At 60.4% G+C, this 21,072-nt stretch carries 19 protein-coding genes and 1 pseudogene; 8 read left to right on the forward strand and 12 right to left on the reverse strand.

What is annotated here, in order from left to right:
• Positions 1-73: 73 nt before the first annotated feature.
• The 5 genes from prpF to BHD08_RS09045 all read right to left on the reverse strand — a co-directional run bounded on the left by prpF (position 74) and on the right by BHD08_RS09045 (position 6,891).
• On the reverse strand, positions 74-1,261 hold the full coding sequence (prpF, locus tag BHD08_RS09025; RefSeq protein ID WP_015277107.1) for a 2-methylaconitate cis-trans isomerase PrpF: 1,188 nt from the start codon (positions 1,259-1,261) through the stop codon (positions 74-76).
• A gap of 118 nt (positions 1,262-1,379) precedes the next feature.
• Positions 1,380-3,983 (reverse strand): Fe/S-dependent 2-methylisocitrate dehydratase AcnD, encoded by a 2,604-nt coding sequence (gene acnD / locus BHD08_RS09030; RefSeq protein ID WP_015277108.1) that lies wholly within the window; start codon positions 3,981-3,983, stop codon positions 1,380-1,382.
• Positions 3,984-4,057: 74 nt separating this feature from the next.
• Positions 4,058-5,185 carry a 2-methylcitrate synthase gene (prpC, locus tag BHD08_RS09035; RefSeq protein ID WP_015277109.1) on the reverse strand — a complete coding sequence of 376 codons (1,128 nt, stop codon included), beginning with the start codon at positions 5,183-5,185 and terminating at the stop codon, positions 4,058-4,060.
• A 96-nt stretch (positions 5,186-5,281) separates the two neighbouring features.
• Positions 5,282-6,169, reverse strand: a complete 888-nt coding sequence (prpB, locus tag BHD08_RS09040; protein ID WP_125021660.1) for a methylisocitrate lyase — start codon at positions 6,167-6,169, stop codon at positions 5,282-5,284.
• Positions 6,166-6,891, reverse strand: coding sequence for a GntR family transcriptional regulator (locus BHD08_RS09045; protein ID WP_015277111.1), 726 nt, complete (start codon positions 6,889-6,891; stop codon positions 6,166-6,168). The genes prpB and BHD08_RS09045 overlap by 4 nt, the downstream gene beginning before the upstream one ends.
• Positions 6,892-7,157: 266 nt before the next feature.
• Between BHD08_RS09045 and BHD08_RS09050 the strand changes: the two genes are divergently transcribed.
• From BHD08_RS09050 to pabB, 4 genes are read left to right on the forward strand one after another with little or no spacing between them, the layout of a single operon-like run.
• Positions 7,158-7,694 (forward strand): ATP-dependent zinc protease, encoded by a 537-nt coding sequence (locus tag BHD08_RS09050; protein ID WP_041756639.1) that lies wholly within the window; start codon positions 7,158-7,160, stop codon positions 7,692-7,694.
• Between the two features lie 5 nt (positions 7,695-7,699).
• Complete coding sequence (locus tag BHD08_RS09055) at positions 7,700-9,226, forward strand: inactive transglutaminase family protein (RefSeq protein ID WP_015277113.1); 1,527 nt, start codon at positions 7,700-7,702, stop codon at positions 9,224-9,226.
• 3 nt (positions 9,227-9,229) lie between these two features.
• Positions 9,230-10,213 (forward strand): alpha-L-glutamate ligase-like protein, encoded by a 984-nt coding sequence (locus BHD08_RS09060; RefSeq protein ID WP_015277114.1) that lies wholly within the window; start codon positions 9,230-9,232, stop codon positions 10,211-10,213.
• 58 nt (positions 10,214-10,271) lie between these two features.
• Positions 10,272-11,618, forward strand: a complete 1,347-nt coding sequence (gene pabB, locus BHD08_RS09065) for an aminodeoxychorismate synthase component I (protein WP_125021662.1) — start codon at positions 10,272-10,274, stop codon at positions 11,616-11,618.
• Positions 11,619-11,655: 37 nt separating this feature from the next.
• Here pabB and thrH read toward each other — a convergent pair whose 3' ends face one another.
• The gene (gene thrH, locus BHD08_RS09070) at positions 11,656-12,273 is read right to left on the reverse strand and encodes a bifunctional phosphoserine phosphatase/homoserine phosphotransferase ThrH (protein ID WP_015277116.1); all 618 of its coding nucleotides are present in this window, start codon (positions 12,271-12,273) and stop codon (positions 11,656-11,658) included.
• A gap of 190 nt (positions 12,274-12,463) precedes the next feature.
• Here thrH and BHD08_RS09075 point away from each other — a divergent pair, with 190 nt between their 5' ends.
• A complete protein-coding gene (locus tag BHD08_RS09075) occupies positions 12,464-13,198 on the forward strand; it encodes a phosphoadenylyl-sulfate reductase (protein WP_125021664.1) in 735 nt (244 codons plus the stop codon).
• Positions 13,199-13,279: 81 nt separating this feature from the next.
• Here BHD08_RS09075 and cysB read toward each other — a convergent pair whose 3' ends face one another.
• Both cysB and BHD08_RS09085 read right to left on the reverse strand, forming a co-directional pair.
• Positions 13,280-14,254 (reverse strand): HTH-type transcriptional regulator CysB, encoded by a 975-nt coding sequence (gene cysB / locus BHD08_RS09080; RefSeq protein ID WP_125021666.1) that lies wholly within the window; start codon positions 14,252-14,254, stop codon positions 13,280-13,282.
• Positions 14,255-14,423: 169 nt separating this feature from the next.
• Complete coding sequence (locus BHD08_RS09085; RefSeq protein ID WP_125021668.1) at positions 14,424-15,380, reverse strand: putative 2-dehydropantoate 2-reductase; 957 nt, start codon at positions 15,378-15,380, stop codon at positions 14,424-14,426.
• A gap of 261 nt (positions 15,381-15,641) precedes the next feature.
• On the opposite strand from BHD08_RS09085, the gene BHD08_RS09090 reads away from it, so the two are divergent.
• Positions 15,642-16,718, forward strand: coding sequence for a 3-deoxy-7-phosphoheptulonate synthase (locus tag BHD08_RS09090; protein ID WP_015277120.1), 1,077 nt, complete (start codon positions 15,642-15,644; stop codon positions 16,716-16,718).
• A 30-nt stretch (positions 16,719-16,748) separates the two neighbouring features.
• Here the strand turns inward: BHD08_RS09090 and BHD08_RS09095 are convergent, their stop codons facing one another.
• Positions 16,749-17,042 carry a GNAT family N-acetyltransferase gene (locus BHD08_RS09095; protein WP_015277121.1) on the reverse strand — a complete coding sequence of 98 codons (294 nt, stop codon included), beginning with the start codon at positions 17,040-17,042 and terminating at the stop codon, positions 16,749-16,751.
• Positions 17,043-17,432: 390 nt separating this feature from the next.
• Between BHD08_RS09095 and BHD08_RS09100 the strand changes: the two genes are divergently transcribed.
• Positions 17,433-17,687, forward strand: coding sequence for an Lpp/OprI family alanine-zipper lipoprotein (locus tag BHD08_RS09100; RefSeq protein WP_003294452.1), 255 nt, complete (start codon positions 17,433-17,435; stop codon positions 17,685-17,687).
• Between the two features lie 63 nt (positions 17,688-17,750).
• Here BHD08_RS09100 and BHD08_RS09105 read toward each other — a convergent pair whose 3' ends face one another.
• From BHD08_RS09105 to BHD08_RS09115, 3 genes and pseudogenes are all read right to left on the reverse strand, one after another.
• A complete protein-coding gene (locus BHD08_RS09105) occupies positions 17,751-18,716 on the reverse strand; it encodes a L,D-transpeptidase family protein (RefSeq protein ID WP_015277122.1) in 966 nt (321 codons plus the stop codon).
• A 66-nt stretch (positions 18,717-18,782) separates the two neighbouring features.
• Entirely contained in the window at positions 18,783-19,064 is a 282-nt protein-coding gene (locus BHD08_RS09110) for a hypothetical protein (RefSeq protein ID WP_015277123.1), read from the reverse strand.
• Positions 19,065-19,107: 43 nt separating this feature from the next.
• Positions 19,108-19,398, reverse strand: a pseudogene (locus tag BHD08_RS09115) (SGNH/GDSL hydrolase family protein); the annotation flags it as partial.
• 208 nt (positions 19,399-19,606) lie between these two features.
• Between BHD08_RS09115 and BHD08_RS09120 the strand changes: the two are divergent.
• The gene (locus BHD08_RS09120; RefSeq protein ID WP_160128639.1) at positions 19,607-20,929 is read left to right on the forward strand and encodes a tyrosine-type recombinase/integrase; all 1,323 of its coding nucleotides are present in this window, start codon (positions 19,607-19,609) and stop codon (positions 20,927-20,929) included.
• Positions 20,930-21,072: the final 143 nt, after the last annotated feature.

Consider the following 21,072-nt stretch of genomic DNA (forward strand, 5'->3'; position numbering starts at 1 on the left):
AAAAAGTCCGCTTGGTGCGGACTTTTTGCGTTTTTCAGCTAGAAGAATTCAGTTGTCGGCGCTCGGAAGTCCATCAGAACGCGTCGCCTGGCACGCGAACCCAGCCCTCCATCAATACCCGCGCGCTGCGACTCATGATCGCTTTGGTAACGGTCCACTGGCCGTCGACCTGTTTCGCCTCGGCCCCAACCCGCAGCGTGCCGGACGGATGCCCGAAGCGCACGGCCTGGCGTTCACCGCCGCCTGCAGCAAGATTGACCAGCGTACCGGGAACGGCCGCCGCTGTGCCGATGGCCACCGCGCAGGTACCCATCATCGCGTGGTGCAGCTTGCCCATCGACAACGCCCGCACGAGCAGATCGACCTCAGCTGCATCGATGGTCTTTCCGCTGGAGGCCCGATAGCTTTTCGGCCGGGAAACAAAGGCGACCTTTGGCGTGTGTTGCCGGGTCAGTGCCTCTTCAGCGGTCTTGATCAAACCCATGCGCAAGGCACCGGCCACACGAATCGCCTCCAGCCGCGCCAGCGCCTCGGGGTTGCCGTTGATGTCCTCGCGCAGCTCGGTGCCCTGGTAGCCGATATCCTCGGCATTGACGAACACCGTCGGGATGCCGGCGCTGATCATGGTCGCCTTGAGCGTACCGACCCCAGGCACCTCCAGCTCATCCACGAGATTGCCGGTAGGGAACATCGAGCCGCCCTCCTCGCCATCATCCGACGGATCGAGGAATTCGAGCACGATCTCGGCAGCCGGGAAGGTCACGCCGTCCAGCTCGAAATCGCCAGTTTCCTGCGCCTGGCCATCAGTGACCGGCACATGGGCAATGATGGTTTTGCCGATGTTGGCCTGCCAGATCCGCACCACACAGGTACCGTTCTGCGGAATACGCTCGGCATCCACCAGCCCTGCATGCAGCGCAAACGCACCAGCACCGGTCGAAAGGTTGCCGCAGTTGCCACTCCAGTCGACGAACGGCTTGTCGATCGACACCTGACCATAGAGGTACTCGACATCGTGATCAGGCCGAGTGCTTTTTGACAGGATCACGCACTTGCTGGTGCTGGACGTGGCGCCACCCATGCCGTCGATATGCGCCGAGTACGGATCGGGGCTGCCGATCACGCGCATGAACAGCTTGTCGCGCGCCGCGCCGGGCACCTGACAGCTTTCCGGAAGGTCTTGCAGCCGGAAGAACACGCCCTTGCTGGTGCCACCACGCATATAGGTCGCGGGAATTCTGACCTGGGATACATGAGCCATGGAAATCTCGTCCTCATGAAACCGCTGCCACCGGCTGGCCGCAGCGCAGATGAAAGATGCAATCGCCGCCCCGCTTCAGTACATGAGGTTGCACCGAAGCAGAGCGGCCGATTGGTAGTCACGCCTGACCGAGGAAGTCCTTGGCGAAACGCTGCAGCACGCCGCCAGCCTGATACACGCTGACTTCGGCCGCGGTGTCGAGACGGCAGGTGACCGGGACGCGGGTTTCTTCACCGCTCATGTGGTGAATGACCAGGGTCAGATCGCAGCGCGGCGACAGCTCGCCTTCGATATCGAAGGTTTCGGTGCCATCGAGGCCAAGCGTCAGGCGCGTGGTGCCTGGCTTGAACTCGACCGGCAGCACGCCCATGCCGACCAGATTGGTGCGGTGGATACGCTCAAAGCCTTCGGCGACGATCACCTCGACACCGGCCAGGCGTACGCCTTTGGCCGCCCAGTCGCGCGAGCTGCCCTGACCGTAGTCGGCACCGGCGACGATGATCAGGTTCTGCTTGCGGTTCATGTAGGTTTCGATGGCTTCCCACATGCGCATCACCTTGCCCTCCGGCTCGACGCGGGCCAGCGAACCCTTCTGCGCCTTGCCGTCGACCACCGCCATCTCGTTGACCAACTGCGGGTTGGCGAACGTCGCGCGCTGCGCAGTCAGGTGGTCGCCGCGATGGGTGGCATAGGAGTTGAAGTCTTCCTCGGGCAGGCCCATCTTCGCCAGGTACTCACCGGCGGCCGAATCCAGCAGGATTGCGTTGGATGGCGACAGGTGATCGGTGGTGATGTTGTCTGGCAGGATCGCCAGCGGACGCATACCCTTGAGCGTACGCTCGCCAGCCAGCGCGCCTTCCCAGTACGGCGGACGACGGATGTAGGTGGACATCGGACGCCAGTCGTACAGCGGGCTCTTGGCTTCCTCGATGGTGCCCAGATCGAACATCGGGATGTAGATCTGCTTGAACTGCTCAGGCTTTACCGAGGACGCGACGATGGCGTCGATCTCTTCGTCGGACGGCCAGAGGTCCTTCAGGGTGATCGGGTTGCCGTTCTTGTCGGTGCCCAGCACATCCTGCTCGATGTCAAAGCGCACGGTCCCGGCGATGGCGTAGGCAACCACCAGTGGCGGCGAGGCAAGGAATGCCTGCTTGGCGTAAGGGTGGATACGGCCATCGAAGTTGCGGTTGCCAGAGAGGACCGCGGTGGCATACAGGTCGCGCTCGATGATCTCCTGCTGGATCACCGGATCCAGCGCACCGGACATGCCGTTGCAGGTGGTGCAGGCGTAGGCGACGATGCCGAAACCAAGCTTTTCCAGCTCGCTCAGCAGACCGGCCTCTTCCAGATACAGTTTGGCGACCTTGGAGCCCGGCGCGAAGGAGGTCTTCACCCAAGGCTTGCGCACCAGACCCAGCTCGTTGGCCTTCTTCGCAAGCAGACCGGCGGCCACCACGTTACGCGGGTTGGAGGTGTTGGTGCAGCTGGTGATGGCGGCAATGATCACGGCACCATCGGGCAGCAGACCTTCGGCCTCTTCGGCGCGCGCTGCAGCCAGCTTGTCTTCATCGGCAATGCCGCGCTCGTGCAGCGCCGAAGTCGGCAGGCGCTTGTGCGGGTTGGAAGGGCCAGCCATGTTGCGCACGACGCTGGACAGATCGAACTCGAGCACGCGCTCGTACTCGGCACCTTCGAGAGCGGTTGCCCACAGGCCAGTTTCCTTAGCGTACTGCTCGACCAGGGCGACCTGCTCCGGCTCACGGCCGGTCAGCTTGAGGTAGTCGATGGTCTGCTGATCGATGTAGAACATCGAAGCAGTTGCGCCGTATTCCGGGCACATGTTGGAAATGGTCGCGCGATCACCGATGGTCAGGCTGTCGGCGCCTTCACCAAAGAACTCGACCCAGGCTCCGACCACACGTTCCTTGCGCAGGAACTCGGTCAGCGCGAGGACGATATCGGTCGCGGTAATACCTGGCTGACGCTTGCCAGTCAGACGCACACCGACGATGTCGGGCAGGCGCATCATCGACGGCAGGCCAAGCATCACGGTTTCGGCTTCCAGGCCGCCGACACCGATGGCGATGACGCCCAGCGCATCGACGTGCGGGGTGTGCGAGTCGGTGCCGACACAGGTATCCGGGAAGGCCACGCCACCGCGCGCCTGGATCACCGGCGACATCTTCTCCAGGTTGATCTGGTGCATGATGCCGTTGCCGGCGGGGATCACGTCGACGTTTTTAAACGCCGTTTTGGTCCACTCGATAAAGTGGAAGCGGTCCTCGTTGCGACGCTCCTCGACGGCGCGATTCTTCTCGAACGCATCCGGATCGAAACCGGCAAATTCCACCGCCAGCGAGTGGTCGACGATCAGCTGCGTCGGCACCACCGGATTGACCTTCGCCGGGTCGCCACCCTGCTCTGCGATCGCATCACGCAGGCCGGCGAGATCGACCAGCGCAGTCTGGCCGAGGATGTCGTGACAAACCACGCGCGCCGGGTACCAGGGGAAATCGAGGTCGCGCTTGCGCTCGATGATCTGCTTCAGCGAATCGGTCAGCGCTTCGGGCTCACAGCGACGCACCAGCTGTTCGGCAAGTACGCGGGAGGTATAGGGCAGCTTGTCGTAGGAACCGGGCTGGATGGCTTCGATCGCCTCACGGGTGTCGAAGTAGTCAAGCCCAGTACCTGGCAAAGGTTTGCGGTGTTCTGTATTCATGCCGGAAGAACTCAATCCAGTAATGATTCGAGGGGCAAGGCCTGGGAGCCCGTGTTGCGAGCCCCCAGCTCCGATCAGCGCTGGGCGATCGGGACAACCTTGCGCTGTTCCGGACCGATGTACTCGGCGCTCGGCCGAATGATCCGGTTGTTGCTGCGTTGTTCGAACACATGGGACGCCCAGCCGGTGACGCGCGAGCAGACGAAGATCGGCGTGAACAGCTTGGTCGGGATGCCCATGAAGTGATAGGCGGAGGCATGGTAGAAGTCGGCGTTCGGGAACAGCTTCTTCTGCTCCCACATGGTTTCGTCGACGGCGACCGAGACCGGATAGAGCACGGTATCGCCCACTTCGTCAGCGAGCTTCTTGGCCCAGACCTTGATGACCTCGTTGCGCGGATCGGAAACGCTGTAGATCGCGTGGCCAAAGCCCATGATCTTGTCCTTGCGCTCGAGCATGCCGAGAATCGCTTCACGCGCTTCTTCCGGGCTCGTCCACTGCTCGATCATGTCCATCGCCGCTTCGTTGGCGCCGCCATGCAGCGGGCCGCGCAGCGAACCGATGGCACCGGTCACACAGGAATAGAGGTCGGACAGCGTCGAAGCACAAACACGGGCGGTAAAGGTCGAGGCGTTGAACTCGTGCTCGGCGTAGAGGATCAGCGAGACGTTCATGACCTTGACGTGCAGGTCGCTCGGCTTCTTGTCATGCAGCAGCGCGAGGAAATGACCACCCAGAGTGTCTTCATCGCTGGTGCAGTTGATACGCACACCGTCGTGGGTGAAGCGATACCAGTAGCACATGATCGCCGGGAAGGCGGCCATCAGGCGCTCTGCCACATCACGCTGCTGCTCGAAGCTGACTTCCGGCTCCAGAGTACCGAGCACGGAAGAACCGGTACGCATGACATCCATCGGATGGGCATTTGCCGGAATACGCTCGAGCACTTCCTTGAGAGCCTGAGGCAGGTCACGCATGGTTTTCAGGCGATTCTTGTAGTCCGCCAGTTGCTGGGCAGTTGGCAGCTCACCGTAGAACAGCAGATAGGCAACTTCCTCGAAATCGCACTCGGCGGCCAGATCACGCACGTCGTAACCGCGGTAGGTCAAGCCAGCGCCGGTCTTGCCGACGGTGCACAGGGCAGTCTGTCCGGCGATCTGTCCACGCAGACCAGCACCACTCAGTACTTTTGCTTCAGCCATTGCTATCTCCTTCTTGGATTTGTTCTGGATACTGCAAAATCACGTTGGAAAAATGGGTCGCTAAAGCCCCACCAACAACTGGCGGGGCCTGCTTACTCAGCTTTTTTTCTGCGCAAACAACGAATCGAGGTGCTGCTCGAAGGCGTGGTAGTTGATGCGATCGTAGAGCTCCATGCGGGTCTGCATGGTGTCGATCACATTCTTCTGCGTACCGTCACGGCGCAGCGCGGTGTAGACGTTCTCGGCCGCCTTGTTCATGGCGCGGAAGGCCGACAGCGGATAGAGCACCAGAGAAACGTCGACGCTAGCCAGCTCTTCGGTGGTGTACAGCGGCGTGGCACCGAATTCGGTGATGTTGGCCAGGATCGGCGCCTTCACGCGATCGGCGAAGGTCTTGTACATCGCCAGCTCGGTGATGGCCTCCGGGAAGATCATGTCAGCACCGGCCTCGATGCAGGCGGCGGCACGATCCAGTGCGGAATTGAGACCTTCCACGGCCAGCGCATCGGTACGCGCCATGATCACGAAGCTGTCATCGGTACGCGCATCGACGGCGGCCTTGATGCGGTCGACCATCTCCTGCTGGGAAACGATCTCCTTGTTCGGACGATGACCGCAGCGCTTGGCGCCGACCTGGTCTTCGATGTGGATCGCCGCCGCGCCGAACTTGATCATCGACTTGACGGTGCGCGCCACGTTGAAGGCCGATGAACCGAAGCCGGTGTCGACATCCACCAGCAGCGGCAGATCGCAGACGTCGGTAATACGACGTACGTCGGTCAGCACATCATCAAGACCGGTGATGCCGAGATCCGGTAGCCCTAGGGAACCCGCCGCGACACCACCACCGGACAGGTAGATGGCCTTGAAGCCGGCACGCTTGGCCAGCAGCGCGTGGTTGGCATTGATCGCGCCGACGACCTGCAGCGGATGCTCACTGGCCACGGCGTCACGGAAACGCTGACCGGCAGAAGGAAGAGTCATGCATTACCCCTTTTGTGTGGTGTTTGTTCAAGAGCGCCCTTGAAATGGCGCTCGACATTGCGCTTGGAAGCAGCGATATGCCGCCGCATCAACAGCTCCGCCAGCTCACCGTCGCGCTCGGCGATGGCGTCGAGAATTCGATGGTGTTCGGCGAAGGCCTGGTGCGGCCGGTTCGGTGTGGTGGAGAACTGGATGCGATACATGCGCACAAGCTGGTAAAGCTCGTCGCAGAGCAGCTTGGCCAGCGTGCGATTGCCGCTGCCCTGAATGATCCGGTAATGAAAGTCGAAATCGCCTTCCTGCTGGTAGTAACCGACGCCGGCCTGGAACGCTTCGTCGCGCTCATGGGTGCTCAGCACCCGGCGCAGATCATCGATCTCTGCCTCGCTCATGCGCTCGGCCGCAAGACGACAGGCCATGCCTTCGAGGGATTCACGAATCTCATAGAGCTCGATCAGCTCGGCATGGCTCAGCGAAACCACCCGCGCACCGACATGCGGCACGCGAACCAGCAGCTTCTGCCCTTCCAGCCGATGAATCGCCTCACGCAGCGGCCCGCGACTGATGCCATAGGTACGCGCCAGCTCCGGCTCGGATATCTTGCTTCCCGGCGCAATCTCGCCTTTGACGATAGCGGCCTGAATCAGGCGAAACACGTGCTCCGACAGTGTTCCACTATCAAGCTGCTGCACGGATGGGGGAAGTTCAACGGTATCCAGCATGATTGTCGACAATTCAGGTTTCGATGGCGCGAAACTACGCCCGATAAGCCAACTCGTCAACAGTCTGCAACCCTGGATTGTCGACACCTTTACTAAAGTCGTACGAGGGCGACTACAACGCACGCGGACATGCCAGGCCGCGGCCGCCGTTGCCTAGCGCGGAAAGGCGCATGCTAGAATGCCAGCCTTTCGCGCCGTGGACGCCCGCCTGCCGCATCAGCGTCGTACCCAGTCGTTTCTTCCCTTCCCTCACGACAACAGGTTCCATGAGAGTTAAAGCCTTCTTCCTGCTGTTCTGCGTATTGACCCTGCCCACCGCCAGCCTGGCTGGAAACAAGACGATCTATGGCCTGACCGAAAACGTCGGCTTGCCGGATTTCGGCCTGGAAGTCGAAGGCAAACTCGACACCGGCGCGCAGACCGCGTCACTTAGTGCCCGTGACATCACGCGATTCAAACGCAAGGGCGAATCCTGGGTACGCTTCTATCTGGCCGTCGACAGCGCCCACGCGCACCCCATCGAACGCCCGCTGGCGCGTATCAGCAGGATCAAGCGCCGCGCCGGCGACTACGACCCGGAAGAGGAAAAAACCTATACGGCACGGCCGGTGATCGAGCTCGATCTGTGCATGGGGAAAGCTAAACGCACCATCGAAGTGAACCTCACCGACCGAACCGCTTTCCAATACCCACTTTTGATCGGTTCCGACGCTCTCACCCGCTTCGGCGCCCTGGTGGACCCAAGTCGTACCTTTATTGCCGGCAAACCCGGCTGCCTCAACGAATCTGACGCTGACGAGTAATACCCATGCGCGCTCTCACACTGCATCTGAAAGTCCTGATTTTCCTGCTCGTCGCCCTGGGAATTTCGATTACCGCCTACCAGATCTTCGTACTGGGCATCCCGGTTACCGAAGACGAAACCGATGACTTGTGGAACATCGACGCCAAGGTCGAATTCCAGGCCAGCCCGCGCGAGCCCGTGAAGCTGCAGATGTACGTGCCGCCGCTGAATCAGGAATTCGTCAGCCTCAACGAGAGCTTCATCTCCAACAACTATGGTGTCAGCGTCAATCGCGTCGACGGCAACCGCCGTGTGACCTGGTCCGCCCGTCGCGCCAGCGGCAACCAGACACTTTATTACCGCCTGGTTTTGACCAAGCGCTACAGCGGCGAACAGACCAAGGCTACCGGGCCGATCTTCCGCGACAGCATTCCGGTCGAAGGCGCAGAAAAGATCGCTGCCGAAGCCCTGCTCTCGCCGATCCGTCAGCATTCGGCCGACGTCGAGACGTTCATCAGCGAGGCCATCAAGCGGGTCAACAACCCCAACGATGACAACGTCAAGCTGCTACTGGGCGGCGACACCTCGATCCCGAACAAGGCCCGCGTCATCGAGCTGCTGCTGTCCATCGCCCATGTGCCGATGGAGCGCGTACACACCATCCGCCTGAACGCCGACCAGCCGCAGACACCGGAGCTCTGGCTGCGCAGCTTCAATGGCGACAAGTGGCTGTTCTTCAACCCAGGCACCGGCGAGCAGGGCCTGCCGAATGATCGCCTGGTCTGGTGGACCGGCGACGAGCCGCTGATCAGCCTGGAGGGCGGGCGCAACCCGCAGGTGACCTTCACCCTGAACAACAGCGAGATGAACGCCATTCGCCTGGCCAAGCTGACCGATGAGAACACCGAAGCCGGTTTCCTCGAGTATTCGCTCTACGGCCTGCCGCTGCAGACCCAGCAGACCTACCAGATCATGATCATGATCCCGATCGGCGTGCTGGTAATCCTGATCCTGCGCAACCTCGGCGGCCTGCAGACCCTCGGCACCTTTACCCCCGTGCTGATCGCCCTGGCTTTCCGCGAAACCCAGATCGGTTTCGGCATCATCCTGTTCACCCTGATCACCGCGCTCGGCCTGTCGCTGCGCTCATATCTGGAGCACCTGAAGCTGCAGATGCTGCCGCGCCTGTCGGTGGTGCTGACCTTCGTCGTGGTGCTGATCGCGGTGATCAGCCTGCTCAGCCATAAGCTCGGCCTCGAGCGCGGCCTGTCGGTGTCACTGTTCCCGATGGTGATCCTGACCATGACCATCGAACGCCTGTCCATCACCTGGGAAGAGCGCGGCGGTGGTCATGCCTTCAAGGTGGCGGTCGGCACGCTGATCGCTGCGAGCCTGGCCTTCATGCTGATGAACATCCGGGAGCTGACCTACTTCATCTTCACCTTCCCGGCCGTGCTGCTGATCATGGTGGGCTTCATGCTGGCGATGGGTCGCTATCGCGGCTACCGCCTGACCGAGCTGTTCCGCTTCAAAGCCTTTCTGAAGGATTGAGCCATGTTCGGTCTGATCAAGACGTGGAAGGCCCTGGAAGCCAAGGGCATCATGGGCATCAACCGCCGCAACGCGGACTACGTGCTCAAGTACAACAAGCGCAATCTGTATCCGATTGTCGATGACAAGATCATCACCAAGCAGCGCGCGATCGAGGCCGGCATTCACGTGCCGGAGATGTACGGGATCATCGAGACCGAAAAGGACATCGACAAGCTCAAGGACATCGTCAAGGACCACACCGATTTCGTCGTCAAGCCGGCCCAAGGCGCTGGCGGCGACGGCATCCTGGTGATCGCCGACCGTTTCGAAGGTCGCTACAAGACGGTGTCCGGCAAGATCATGTCGCACGACGAGATCGAGCATCAGATTTCCAACATCCTTACCGGCCTCTACTCTCTGGGCGGCCATCGCGACCGTGCACTGATCGAGTACCGTGTCACACCCGACCCGATCTTCAAGAGCATCAGCTATGAAGGCGTGCCGGACATTCGCATCATCGTGCTGATGGGTTACCCGATCATGGCCATGCTGCGCCTGCCGACCCGCCAGTCGGGTGGCAAGGCCAACCTGCACCAGGGCGCCATCGGGGTCGGCGTGGATCTGGCTACCGGCATCACCCTGCGTGGCACCTGGCTGAACAACAAGATCACCAAGCACCCGGACACCACCAATGCGGTGGATGGCGTGCAACTACCCAACTGGGACGGCTTCATGAAGCTTGCCGCTGGCTGCTACGAGCTCTGCGGACTTGGCTACATCGGTGTCGACATGGTGCTCGATCAGGACAAGGGCCCGCTGATCCTTGAACTGAATGCTCGCCCGGGCTTGAACATCCAGATTGCCAACGATTGCGGCCTGACGCACCGCGCGCACGCCGTCGAGAACCGCATCGCGGAACTCAAGGAAAAAGGCATTCAGGAAACGCCCGAAGAGCGCGTGAAGTTCTCCCAGGAATTGTTCGGGCACGTGCCACCACATGCCTGAATGACGCAAACCGGGCAGCCGCGTATCCTCACGGGCTGCCCTTGCACCGATTCGACCCATGCCCATCTGCACGCTGCACGCCCTGCCCTATCAGGCTGATCCCGCTTACTGGTTCGAACGCATCCGTCACGCCCCGGGCGCCGTCCTGCTCGACTCAGGCAGGCCGAAGGCCACGCGAGGACGCTTCGACATTCTCAGTGCCTGGCCATTGAGCGTGCTTGAGCCTGACGAAAAGGAGTCGGGGCGTACATTCTTCCAGCGACTGCGCCAGAAGCTGCGCGAACTCGGTGATGCCGAACTGCCTGACGACAGTGAACTGCCGTTCACTGGAGGCCTGATCGGTCTTCTGAGCTATGACTTCGGTTCGCGCCTGGAGACTCTTCCACAGCAAGCCGAAGACGACAGCGGCCTGCCTCTGGCACGCTTCGGCCTCTATGACTGGGCACTGATCACTGACCATCAGCGGCAAACCAGTCAGCTGATGTTCCACCCGGCCTTGGCCGAACCCGAGCGTGAGCGACTGATACACCTGTTCGATTCAGCGGGCGTTGGCGAAAGCGCGACCTTCCGGCTGTTGGATCGCTTCCGTGCAGACCTGAGCATCGACGCTTACCGCCACGGCATCGAGCGCATTCAGGCATACATCCAGGCCGGCGACTGCTATCAGGTCAACTTCACGCAGCGCTTCCGCGCCGGATACTCAGGTGACGCCTGGGCAGCCTACTGCGCGCTCCGCGAGGCTTGCCCTACACCCTACGCTGGCTTCGTTGCCCTGGATGATGGCGCTATCGCCAGCCTCTCGCCCGAGCGTTTCCTGCGCCTGCATCAGGGCCACGTGGAAACCCGCCCGATCAAGGGCACTCGACCACGCGGTGGGGACGAGCATAGCGATGCCGAGCAAGCGCAAGCCTTGCTCGCCAGCGAAAAGGACCGCGCCGAGAATCTGATGATCGTCGATCTGTTGCGCAACGACCTGGGCCGGAGCTGCCGGATCGGCAGCGTGCGCGTGCCGGAGCTTTTCGCCCTGGAAAGCTACCCCAACGTGCATCATCTGGTGAGCTGCGTGACTGGAGAGCTGGCCGATCATCACGATGCGTTCGATCTGCTCGCTGGCAGCTTTCCGGGTGGTTCGATCACCGGTGCACCAAAGATCCGCGCCATGCAGATCATCGACGAACTTGAGCCGACGCGGCGCGCCATCTATTGCGGCTCGCTGCTCTACATTGACGTGAGGGGCGAAATGGACAGCTCCATCGCCATTCGCACCCTGCTCATCCGTGACGGACAGGTCAGTTGCTGGGGCGGCGGAGGCATCGTCGCCGATTCCGACTGGCAGGCGGAATACCAGGAATCGATCGACAAGGTGAAGGTGCTGCTGCAAACCCTGGAGCAGCTGCCAGGCTAGAGCGACCAGCGTAGCCAGTCGCTCAACCCCGCGGGGCTCAGAACGCCAGCTTGCGATTCGACGCCTTGAGGAATTCCTGTTTCAGCTCGTCGAAGGTGTGCACTGCCGGGAACTGCGGAAATTCGGCAATCACATTGTCCGGCGCATGGAACAGGATGCCGGCATGGGCTTCGCTGAGCATGGTGGTGTCGTTGTAGGAGTCACCCGCAGCGATCACGCGGTAATACAGGCTCTTCAGCGCGATGACCGATTGACGCTTGGGGTCCTTCTGACGCAGCTGATAATCCACGACGCGATCGGTCTCGTCGGTGATCAGACGGTGGCAGAGCAGCGTCGGGAAACCCAGCTGGCGCATCAACGGCTGGGAGAACTCGTAGAACGTGTCGGACAAAATCACCACCTGGAAGCGCTCGCGCAGCCAGTCGACGAATTCCGGCGCACCTTCCAGCGGCTTCAGGGTCGCGATGACCTTCTGGATGTCGGCAAGCTTCAGGCCATGCTCATCGAGAATGCGCAGACGCTGCTTCATCAGCACGTCGTAATCGGGGATGTCCCGCGTGGTGGCCCGGAGCGATTCGATTCCGGTGGCCTCGGCAAAGGCGATCCAGATTTCCGGAACCAGAACACCTTCCAGGTCGAGACAGGCTATTTCCACGGGCCACTCCTCAATGCAGAAAATTGAAGGCGGCACTCTAGCGGCAGCGCGCGACCGAAGCAACGCAAGGCTTATACCCGAAACAGCTGAATGCGGCACTTAAAGGTTATTTAGCAGCATAAATACCTTTTGCTACCATCCGCCGCCTCAGAGCGCCAAAGCGCCGATGCAACCATAAGGAAGCCGCCTGATGAGCCAATCCATCGATGTCGCCGCGCTGGCTGCCGCCTACGCCGATAAGTCTCCGCAAGACATACTCAAGCTCGCCTTCGATCTATTCGGTGATGACCTGTGGATCTCGTTCAGTGGCGCCGAGGACGTTGTCCTGCTGGATATGGCCTGGAAGCTGAACAAGAACGTCAAGGTGTTTACCCTCGACACCGGCCGCCTGCACAGCGAAACCTACCGCTTCATCGAACAGGTACGCGAGCACTACGGCATCACCATCGAGATCATGACGCCGGACCCGGCACTGCTGCAGCCGCTGGTCAGCGAGAAGGGCTTGTTCAGCTTCTACCGCGACGGTCACGGCGAGTGCTGCGGCATCCGCAAGATCGAGCCGCTGCGGCGCAAGCTCGCTACCGTCCGCGCCTGGGCTACCGGTCAGCGCCGCGATCAGAGCCCTGGCACGCGCAGCCAGGTTTCCGTGCTGGAAGTGGACACTGCGTTCTCTACCCCGGAAAACACGTTGTACAAGTTCAACCCGCTCGCGCAGATGAGCAGTGAGGAAGTCTGGGGCTATATCCGCATGCTGGAAATCCCCTACAACAGCCTGCACGAGCGCGGCTTTGTCAGCATTGGCTGCGAGCCGTGCACCCGCCCGGTACTGCCCAACCAGCACGAACGCGAAGGCCGCTGGTGGTGGGAGGAAGCGACTCACAAGGAATGCGGCCTGCACGCCGGCAATCTGATCGCCAAGAGTTGACCCGCTCGACTGCATCGATCACGAGGACGAGACATTGAACCGCTGCAGGTCGGGACTGTAGCCCAACCTGGACATCAGAAACTAATAGGTGGGGAGTTCCATTCCGTCGAACAGCTCATCCAGCTCCACCTTGTTGCGGCATTGAATGGCCTTCTCCAGCATGTCGCGATCCAGATGCGGGGCGAACTGCTGGATGAAGTCGCACATGAAGCCGCGCAGGAAAGTGCCGCGACGGAAGCCGATCTTGGTCACGCTGGATTCAAACAGCTCACTGGCATCGAGCACGACGAGATCCGCATCCAGCTTGGGGTCGACTGCCATACGCGCGACGATGCCCACACCGAGCCCGAGCCTCACGTAAGTCTTGATCACATCGGCATCGGCCGCCGTGAACACGACCTTCGGTACGAGACCGCGATGGCCGAATGCCTCGTCTAGCTTGGACCGCCCGGTAAAGCCGAACACGTAGGTGACGATCGGGTGTTCGGCCAATGCCTCCAGAGTGAGCTTGTCGAGCTTCGCCAACGGGTGGCCCTGGGGCACGATCACGCAGCGGTTCCAGCGGTAGCAGGGCATCATTACGAGATCGCCGAACAGCTCCAGCCCCTCGGTCGCAATCGCAAAATCAACCGTCCCGTCGGCAGCCATTTCGGCAATCTGCATCGGCGTCCCCTGATGCATGTGCAGGGAAACGTCAGAATACTGCTTGATGAAGCTGCTGATTACCTGCGGCAACGCATAGCGTGCCTGGGTGTGAGTGGTGGCGATGCTCAGAGTGCCCTTCTTTTCATTGGAGAACTCCTGGGCGATCTGCTTGATGCTTTCACATTTGCGCAGGATTTCACCTGCGGTAGTGATGATGCGCTCCCCCGCGGGCGTCACCCGGGTCAGATGCTTGCCGCTACGGGCAAAGACCTCGACGCCCAACTCGTCCTCGAGTAGACGAATCTGCTTGCTGATACCGGGCTGAGAGGTAAAAAGGCTCTGGGCGGTTGCCGAAACGTTGAGGTCATGGTGCGCCACTTCCCAGATGTAACGCAGTTGCTGAAGCTTCATAGAAATCCCTCAAGGCTAAAGGCACCGCTGCGCCTGCCGCACTTATAACCATATGAACGGTGTGCCTCTGATGATAGGCCTTCCGTCGGTTTTTTGCTGTGCGACCTTTGGTCTGGTTGGCTCAGCCAGCAAGCGACCTGCGCGACGGACGCCGCTTTTGCATTCCTCATCATCCGCAGGCGCGTGCGTCCAGAAAGCGGAGCGCGCGGTACAGCAGTTCCGTTTTGGGCATGGCCACATTTACGCGAGCGGCAGCATCAAGCGGGGCAGCATAGATCGCGTCGAGCTCCATCGGTCGACGCTGGAACCTGTCGTGGTACATGCTGGGAAGATAATCAGGCATCCGCGCGGTGCCCATCAGGAGCTTTTCGGTGAAATCCTCCGGCATCGTATGCCCCAGCGCCTGCGCCGCCGCGCAGACTTCCTGCATGATGGCCTTGATCTGCGAGCGCGAGTCTTCATTGCCAAGCAGGGCCTCTGTACCTGCATCAAGCAGCGCCGAGAGACCATTGAACGGTACGTTCCACACCAGCTTCATCCAGCGCGCCTGCGCCAGACTGGGCATGGCCGATGAATCCACGCCCGCCTGGCGGAACATCTCAACCATCTCGTTCAGCAGGGCGAGCTGTGCTTGCGCATCATCGCCTGCGGGTCCGGAGTGATAGCCGAGGTTCACCCCGCCCAGGGCCTGATGCTCAACCACACCAGGCGCCGAGCGATGTGCACAGATCGCGCACAGCCCACCCAGCAGATGCACGCTATCAGCTAAGTACGGCCTGATCGCATCCTCCACATCCAACCCGTTCTGCAGCACCACGACTTTGCAACCAGGCGCCGCCAGCTGCGCGATGATGGGGCCCAGCGCATCGTTGCTGGTGCTCTTGGCGCCGACCAGCAGCCAGTCGCAAGCAGGCATCTGCGCCGCATCACAGTAGGTTTGAGGCTGCGCAAGTGGCAGCGGGCCGTGCACAGCGCTGTTGACCTGCAGCCCTCGCTCACGAACGGCGGCGTACTCACTGCGCAGCAGAAAATGCACATCGAAACCGGCGCGGGCCAACATCACGCCATAGAACCCGCCGATGGCACCGGTACCAACGATGCCGATACGTGGACTTGCTGCAGACATACGCACTCCAGATCCATGGGCTGGCTGCACCCGGCGCCAACCAGTTGAAAACTCGAACGATAGCAGCCCGGCAGTGCCTGGCACAGCGCCTCCACCTACCACACCAGGCGCAGCATGCCGATCGCCTCAATAGGCCATCAATCTCGTTGTCGAGCCAGCCCTTTAGCGCTAAGGTTCCGTTTCCCCGCTGCGCCCTCAGGCTATGTTCCGCCGCACCGGGATCGCTGGCGGACGGCTCCCGTGATTCCTGACGAGTAACAAATGGCTGATTTACCGATCGACGACCTCAACGTTGCCTCCAACGTGACCCTGATCACGCCGGAGCAACTGAAGCGTGAAATTCCGCTGACCGCCTCCGCACTGCACACCGTTTCCCACGGTCGCCAGGTGGTCCGTGACATTCTCGATGGCAAGGATCACCGCCTGTTCGTGGTGATCGGCCCCTGCTCCATCCATGACCTGAAGGCCGCCCATGAATATGCCGAGCGCCTGAAGGTGCTGGCTGAGAAGGTATCGGACAGCCTGTTTCTGATCATGCGGGTCTACTTCGAGAAGCCACGCACCACCGTTGGGTGGAAAGGCCTGATCAACGATCCGTACATGGACGACTCGTTCAAGATCCAGGATGGCCTGCATATCGGCCGCAAGTTGCTGCTCGACCTGGCCGAAATGGGCCTGCCGACTGCGACCGAAGCACTCGACCCCATCTCGCCGCAGTACCTGCAGGATCTGATCAGCTGGTCGGCCATCGGCGCCCGCACCACGGAATCACAGACGCACCGCGAGATGGCTTCAGGCTTGTCCTCGGCAGTTGGCTTCAAGAATGGCACCGACGGCAGCCTGACCGTCGCGATCAACGCGTTGCAGTCGGTTTCCAGCCCGCATCGCTTCCTTGGCATCAACCAGTCCGGCGGCGTCTCCATCGTCACCACAAAGGGCAACAACTACGGCCACGTCGTGCTGCGCGGCGGCAATGGCAAGCCTAACTACGATTCGGTCAGCGTTGCACTGTGCGAGCAGGAGCTGACCAAGGCTGGTATCCGCCCGAACATCATGATCGATTGCAGCCATGCAAATTCGAACAAGGACCCCGCGCTGCAGCCGCTGGTGATGGACAACGTCGCCAACCAGATCCTGGAAGGCAACGACTCCATCGTTGGGCTCATGGTCGAGAGCCACCTTGGCTGGGGCAACCAGGCGATCCCGAAAGATCTGTGCGATCTGAAGTATGGCGTGTCCATCACCGACGCCTGTATAGACTGGGACACCACCGAGAAAGCGGTCATGAGCATGCACGACAAGCTCAAGGACGTTCTGCCCAAGCGGCAGCGCACCTGAAACGAAAAAACGCCGCTCTGCGGCGTTTTTTTATGCTTTCGAGCAGGTGTCTTCCGGCTTCAACCGGTTTCGCTCGATATAGCGCTCGACATAGGAGCACGACGGAATGACTTGGTATCCCTCGCGCTCGGCGTAATCGAGCGCATGTTGCGCCAGCACCGCGGCAATTCCGCGGCCACGCAGCGCGTCAGGTACGAAGGTACGGTAAATATCCAGCGTTTGTTTGCCCAGGTCCATGTACGCCAGGTAGGCGCAGTGGCCATCGATATCGGCCTCGAAGCGATGACCCGCCAGATCATGGCGGACGCGCACCGTGTCGCTCATTTCGACTCCTCAGCAGGATCGCCCTGTCTTCTTGTTCTCGGCGGGCTACGGCAGATCGCGCTATATCCGTAACCCAAACATACACAGGTGTCTTTTCTACCTGTTTCGCTCCGATTCGACCAGCCTCCTGTTGCGCATTATTTGTGCACGGCGCGGCCGGAACTTTTGACTGGCAGAGGGATCTGGCAACTAGGACGCTATGTAAACCAGGCTCGCTGGATGTTTTTTATCCAACTTGCGGAGATGAGAGCTAAAGCAAAGGCGGTTTGAAAAAAAACCTGTAGTACCGCAGCCAGCTCAGTTTACTTAAGCTAAGTTATAGGTAGTATGTGCGCGCAAACTTTCCATAACGGAAGTTGCTTTATGGATTTCCACCTTAAGGGGAACAAGATGAACAACGTTCTGAAATTCTCTGCTCTGGCTCTGGCCGCAGTACTGGCTACCGGTTGCAGCAACAGCATGACCAAAGAAAGCGAAGCTCGCCTGACCGCGACCGAAGACGCCGCTGCTCGCGCCCAGGCTCGCGCTGACGAAGCGTACAGCAAGGCCGACGAAGCTCTGGCCGCCGCTCAGAAGGCTCAGCAGACTGCTGACGAAGCCAACGAGCGTGCTCTGCGTATGCTGGAACGCGCCAGCCGCAAGTAAGCTTGTAGAAAATAAAAAAGCCGACCTGCAAGGTCGGCTTTTTTTATTCTCGCAGAAAAGCAGTTAGAACAACTGCTCCTCATGGACGGCCACTTCCGTCCGCTGCTCGGCGATCTGAATCGGCAAGCCATCCTCCCCAGCGATGATCTCGCGGACCATTTCCCAGTCCAGATGCAGCTTACCGGCAGCCTCGTCACGCTTGAGCAGCGTATTGATGACGACTGCATGCTTGTCCATCAGGGTGAGCGTCTTCTGTTCGCCATCTTCCAGCGGTGCATGGGCTTCCAGGTAGACCTTGCCCTCGCTCACGCCGAATTTATAGGGCTCGTCGATGATCCGCACCGGTGTCCCCACCTTGACCATCTTCGCCAGCTCCAGCACGTTGTGATTGAGCATGCGGAAACAACCGTGACTCACCCGCATACCGATACCGAACTTCTTGTTCGAGCCATGGATCAGGTAACCGGGAAGCGCGAGGCTCATCTTGTACGGGCCCAGCGGATTATCCGGCCCCGGCGGAACCACCGTCGGCAGCGGATCGCCATCGGCGGCGTGCTCGTCACGAATGGACTGCGGCGGGTACCAGGCAGGGTTGCTGGTCATCGCTGAGATACGCGTGTTACCGACCGGCGAGCCCCATCCTTCGCGCCCGATTCCAAGCGGGAAGGTATGCACGACATTCTCGCCTTGCGGGTAGTAGTACAGGCGGTACTCGGCAATATTGATCACGACGCCTTCACGCGGACCCGGCGGCAGGATGAAACGGGTCGGCAGGATGATGTCGGTGCCCTCGCCCGGCAACCACGGATCGACTCCCGGATTGGCCGCAACCAGCTCCAGATAACCGAGATCATGGGTTTCACCAATTGCTGCGAAGGTGTCTTCGTACTTGGCCTTGATGACCTGAATCTGACCAACGATGTCCTCACCCTCGGGCGGCAGTGGCAGCTCGAGGGCCGCACTGGTGCCTGCCGAAAGCAAAGCAGCGAATGACAAACAGGAGGCGACTGCAAACGCGCGCGAGGGCATTCAGAGATCCTTGAAACTTGAGCTATGGAAATGGTGCGATTGTACTTGAACTGGTGAAAAATTGAGCTACCAGGCCGCAACGGCAGACGGAAGGCCTTTGCGTCGAGCCTCCAGCAACTGCCGACAGTTCGGGCATAGTTGCCGGTCCTTCAATGTGGCGCGCTCGAGCTCCTTCCAGCGAGGTTGGGCTGGCAACAGACCACCACAGAGGGTCCGGTCTGCACTGCCGCTCAGCTCAAGCTGACGCAACGCCAGATGCAGTCGATTTTCGCGGCAGGCGAACATGTCGTACTGCTCGTCCGGCACGATGATTCGATAAGCGTAAAGGGTCCTGGCTGAGCGCGACATCTGAGGCTCCAATCGAGGGCGCGACAGTAGCTGCGCCCACGCCTCAAAGCAAGGGTTCGAGCGCTGGCCAGACGGTCTCCAGCAACTGGGTCTGCGCCTCTGCAGTCGGATGAATACCATCAGCCTGCATCATGCCCGCAACGCCACCGACACCCTCCAGCAGGAACGGCACATAAGCCACAGGTTTCTCCGCAGCGAGCGAGTCGAACGCGTCGGCGAAAGCGCGGGTGTAACGCTGCCCGAGGTTTGGCGGCATACGCATACCCAACAGCAGCACCTCGGCTCCAGCGTCTCGGCTGCGATCAATCATCTCGGCAAGATTCTGTTTCAATCGGAAGAAAGGACGTGAGACCCAGCAATTACAAGGGTTTCAGCCGATGGACACTCAAGCAGCGTCGCCAATTGTTAGAACCGTGTTAGAAGTCCCGCTCGCCAAGCCCTGGCACTACAGGCGCTCAGGCGTCTACTACCTCAGGGTCCGCCCCCTGCGCTCTACGGGCTCGTGTACGCTTTCCCTTCGCTCCAGTGATAGATCAACAGCCATGACCACCAGCAAGCAGCTCCTATCGACGCTCAGGGCCTTCCACCTTGAGAATCCCGACGCTACCTGGGGAGAACTCCGCGACCACCTCAGGTCCATCGCAGAGGACGCTCTGGCGACTCCTACCGACTGGGAGCTACTGGACACCCAGGGGCTCGTCTATTCGGATATCCGTGAAGAGCTGCACATGATCGCTTGCACGGCATCGCTCACGCCACCTCAAGCGAAGGCTGTCGAGTTGGGTCGTAAGATCATGGGAGCAGCAGAAAGACGCCTTCAAGGTCACCCTAAGGGCTTGGCCGATATCATAGATGAAATCGATCAGGACAAGGCATTCGATAGAGAAGCGAGCGTCTCTCCGTCTCTATCTGTAGGCGCACCTCAAGCCGCTATGAGTGCCCTCGTTGGAGAAGCCACGCCACTGTCCTGGGAGGACTTGGCGGATAGCTACATGGCGGAGCACTCGGTAAACGTGAAGGTTTCCACCGTGGGAGCCCTGCGGACTGCCCATACGGTCATCGGGCGGGCCTTCGAGGCTGTCGGGGTCTCCGACCTCAGCAAGCACAAGCGGGAGGACCTGATAGCTGTGAGGACGAACCTTCTTGAGTCCCGCGAGGCGTCCACCGTGAACACCTTGCTGGCTGCGCTGACCACGGTCCTCAAGTGGGCCGAGGCGAATGATCTGATCAAGAAGGCGTATACCGCCAAGCTCAAGCTCACCAAGAACACCACGAGCAAGCGAGAGGGCTTCACCGAGACCCAGGTAGCGAAGGCCATGAGCCACGCCAACGGACTCCCTGCGACCTCCTGGCAACGCTGGGGCCTGTCCCTTCTGGCGATCACTGGGGCTCGTGTGGGTGAAATCGCACAGCTCACCAAGGAAGACATCAAGCAGATAGACGGCTACTGGTGTATCGACATTAACGAAAATGGCCCAGGGAAAAGCCTAAAGAACCGTTACAGCAACCGTCTGGTCCCTCTGGTCGATGGGGCCTTCGGGTTTGACCTGACGGCCTTCCTTGGAGCAGTCCAAGCGGGTGCCCTGCCGTCTGACAACGGGATCAACGCAATGAACGCCAGCCGTGGTCTGGGAGCATTGCTCAAGGAGGCGCTTGGCGAGGACCGGGAGAAAAACCAGACGCTCCACTCCCTGCGTCACTCTATGGCCTCCAGACTCCAGTCCAAGGGAACGCCTCTCCCGTTCACACAGGCGATCCTTGGGCATGCCTCCGGGTCAATCTCGTATGACGCTTATGGAAGCAGTGTGCCAGTATCGAAGCTGATAGCCGTTCTCAGGGACTGCCTGACCACCACCAAGGAGTAAATGACATGGACGCCATCGTCGCCACGCTGGATTGGTTTAACACACTCAACTTTCGAGAGTGGTTCATCACGGGTGGAGTTGTCGCCCTTGTGGTGTTTCTGCTGATGATCGACTACCGAACGTAGCGGCATCGAGCTGGACAT

Source organism: Pseudomonas sp. SCT (genome assembly GCF_003864275.1).
Taxonomy (GTDB): domain Bacteria; phylum Pseudomonadota; class Gammaproteobacteria; order Pseudomonadales; family Pseudomonadaceae; genus Stutzerimonas; species Stutzerimonas stutzeri_AE.